Consider the following 3159-nt stretch of genomic DNA (forward strand, 5'->3'; position numbering starts at 1 on the left):
CATTATCCAGATAATGTAGATACTGCAAGAACCATTACTTCACAAGAAGCAAATCTTGATGAAAGACAGTCAGACTCTGTTTACGTTCCAGATTTAGCTAAGGATTTATTAGAACAGATTAGTTTTGAAGCAAGAGAGAGTGAATACGTCGATGTAAAAAGTGGTGTTAGTGCGAGAATGAGTATTACAGCCTTTGAAAACTTGCTTAGTACGGCAGAACGACGTGCTTTATTAGCTGGTGATAAAAAAACTGCAGTAAGACTATCAGATTTTATTGGTGTAATTCCTGCCATAACAGGTAAGGTTGAATTAGTGTATGAAGGAGAACAAGAAGGCGCAGATTTTGTTGCGAATACGTTGATAGATGAAGCGATTAAAACATTATTCCCAAAATATTTTCCAAAAATTGAAAAATTAGAAAAGCAAGGTGAAGAAACACCATATGATGATTTAATTTCATGGTTCTTTAATGGAGACGGATTTGAGCTTTTAGACGATTTTGATGATAAGACTTATAAAGCTAAGTTAGATGAGGTAACTCCTTTAGACGCGTTATTAGCAGATTACCAACCAGATATTGATAAGCGCGACGTTTATTTTGAAAAAGAGTTTATTCTTTGGGGTTTAGCACAGTTTAAAAAGTTAAGCAAGTATCGTTATACAGAAGGTTTAAAGTTTCAAGATCCTTATGGAAGTTATATAAGTGGATTATAGTTTCACCGACTATCACGACTTTTAATATTAGCATCGCAGAGTTTAATGATCTCTGCGATTCTCTTTTGTCGTGTAGCTTCACGTTTGGCACTATGCAGCCATGATAGATAGCTTTTTCTATAGCCTTGAGAAAAGTTTTGGTAGTTTTCGAATGCTCTCGGATTTTTATCAAAAGCATCTTGTAATTTCTCTGGAATGACACCATTATCTACATCATCCATTTCAGTCCATTTACCAGAATGCTTTGCTAATTCTACAGTTTTACAACCAGGTTCTTGAATGAGGTTGGCTTCTTCGAGCTCTAAAATGTATATTTTATTTAATGCACTCCACGTACTTTTCGGATTTCTGGGTGAGAAGTATTGTTTACGTTTTCCGTTGCCTAAGCTTTTTACGGTGGAATCTATCCACCCAAAACATAAAGCAACTTTAACCGCCTCTTCCCAGCGCATGGTAGGCATACCAACTTCAAGCTTGTAGAAGACTAAATAAACGGCTTTATAGTTACTATGATTTGAAAGTAACCAATCATACCATTCTATATCGCGTTCAAAATATAACTCTGGGATTTCCAAGCTTAGATCTTTTTCGTATAGATATAATAATCTCGGTCTACTTTGAAGTCCAAACTTCCAATTGTTTTTGTCTTCCACTCAGAAGTTGGGAAAATCCATTCCGATTTACCTCCAATTTCTATCTCAATTGGCATATCAAAATCTTCAACAATATCTACATATCTAAATTTGAGCTCACTATTTTTAAACTTATACTCTAAAGTAGGTATTCGAGTATCTCTTAAATATTGATTAAAAAAAGCCGTTAAGTCCTTTTTAGTTTTTTCACTGATATAGTCTTCAATTTGTTTTGTAGTTACCGTTTGGTGATAAAATTCAGAATTTAACCCTCGAAGAATTTCTCGCCATAATTCATCATCTTCAATTAATTGTCTCAACGTATGCAACATATTAGCACCTTTATAGTACATATCGCTTGATCCTTCTCTGTTTACATTATATGTACCAATTAAGGGTCTATCATTTTGAATGTTTACTCGTGTACCAATCACATAATCAGCAGAAGCTTCTTTACCATAATAATAGTCTAAAAATAGATTTTCGGAATAGGCAGTGAATCCTTCATGTAACCACATATCGGCTACGTCTCTATTTGTAATATTATTAGCAAACCACTCGTGTCCGGCTTCGTGAATAATGATAAAATCAAACTTTAAACCCCAACCAGTACGCGATAAGTCCCTTCCTAAATACCCTTTTTTATATTGATTGCCATAGGTGACAGAACTTTGATGCTCCATTCCCAAATAAGGGACTTCAACCAGTTTGAAACTATCCTCATAAAATGGATATGGACCAAACCAATACTCAAAAGCTTTCATCATCTTCGGTGCATCCTTAAAATGTTCCTTAGCAATATCGAGATTGTCTTTTAATACCCAATAGTACATGTCTAAATCACCATTCTCACCTTCATAAGTTTCTGAAAAACTGGCATAATCTCCAATATTGACGTTAACACCGTAATTATTAATAGGATTATTTACAAACCAATGTGAGGTTTCTGTATCATTGTTATTCAAAGTAATATTTCTAAGTCGACCATTTGAGATATTCTTTAACCCTTTAGGGTAAGTCACGCTGATTAACATGCTATCTACTTCATCATATCCATGATCTTTGTTCGGCCACCAAACACTTGCTCCTAGTCCTTGGCAGGAGGTTGCAACAAAATGCTTTCCGTTATCATCTTTTTTCCAGGAAAAACCACCATCCCAAGGAGCGCGTTTTGCTTCTCTTGGATACCCTTCATAATAAACTTCTATAGTGTTAATAGCACCTTCTTTTTGTTCATTATTCAACGTGATAAAAAAGGCGTTCCCATCACGTTCTACATTACATAGCTTTTCATTTTGAAGCACTTTAGTAATCTGCATAGGTTTTTGTAAATCAATTTGTAAGATTTGATTTGGCTCTAAGACTTTATACTGAATAGTGTTTTTACCAGAAATAAATTTCTCATCTGGTTTTACCTCAATATCTAAATGGTAATAGGTTAAGTCCCACCACTCGCGTTCTGGTGTAATACTACCTCTTAGCGTATCTTGTCTTGTGAATTGAGTTTTTTCTTGAAGTAACTGTGCATTACTAGTTAAACAAAAAAAGAGAAATATAAGGAGTAATTGCTGTTTCAAGCTTTAAGTAATTTTTAGTTTTAAATATTTGACAAACATAAAAGTACCTATAATTAAATTTACTCCGATATATAAGGATCCAATTATTAGGAGGTTATTATAATTATCAGTTTTAGTAACAAATTCTGAAAGTTCAGAAATCAATGCTAATATCATAAAAAGATTTAATAAGATAAATACACTAGATATCAACATACCTGTTATTGCTTTTTTACTTATCACTTGATAGACAAGAA

Annotated in this window: 3 protein-coding genes and 1 pseudogene; 1 reads left to right on the top strand and 3 read right to left on the bottom strand. The window is 33.7% G+C overall.

Features of this window, described 5'->3' with window-relative positions:
• Positions 1–714 (top strand): annotated as a pseudogene (locus tag ACTG3Y_RS13405) (magnesium chelatase); the annotation flags it as partial.
• A gap of 2 nt (positions 715–716) precedes the next feature.
• Here the strand turns inward: ACTG3Y_RS13405 and ACTG3Y_RS13410 are convergent.
• From ACTG3Y_RS13410 to ACTG3Y_RS13420, 3 genes are all read right to left on the bottom strand, one after another.
• Positions 717–1289, bottom strand: coding sequence for a YdeI/OmpD-associated family protein (locus ACTG3Y_RS13410; protein ID WP_439153425.1), 573 nt, complete (start codon positions 1287–1289; stop codon positions 717–719).
• A 2-nt stretch (positions 1290–1291) separates the two neighbouring features.
• Positions 1292–2923: a M1 family metallopeptidase gene (locus ACTG3Y_RS13415; protein ID WP_439153426.1), complete on the bottom strand. Its 1632-nt coding sequence runs from the start codon at positions 2921–2923 to the stop codon at positions 1292–1294.
• Between the two features lie 3 nt (positions 2924–2926).
• Positions 2927–3159, bottom strand: a 233-nt coding sequence (locus tag ACTG3Y_RS13420; RefSeq protein ID WP_439153427.1) for a hypothetical protein, incomplete at its 5' end; no start/stop codon positions are given.

The sequence above is a fragment of the Winogradskyella sp. genome (assembly GCF_965656915.1).
In the GTDB taxonomy this organism is placed as follows: Bacteria; Bacteroidota; Bacteroidia; order Flavobacteriales; family Flavobacteriaceae; genus Winogradskyella.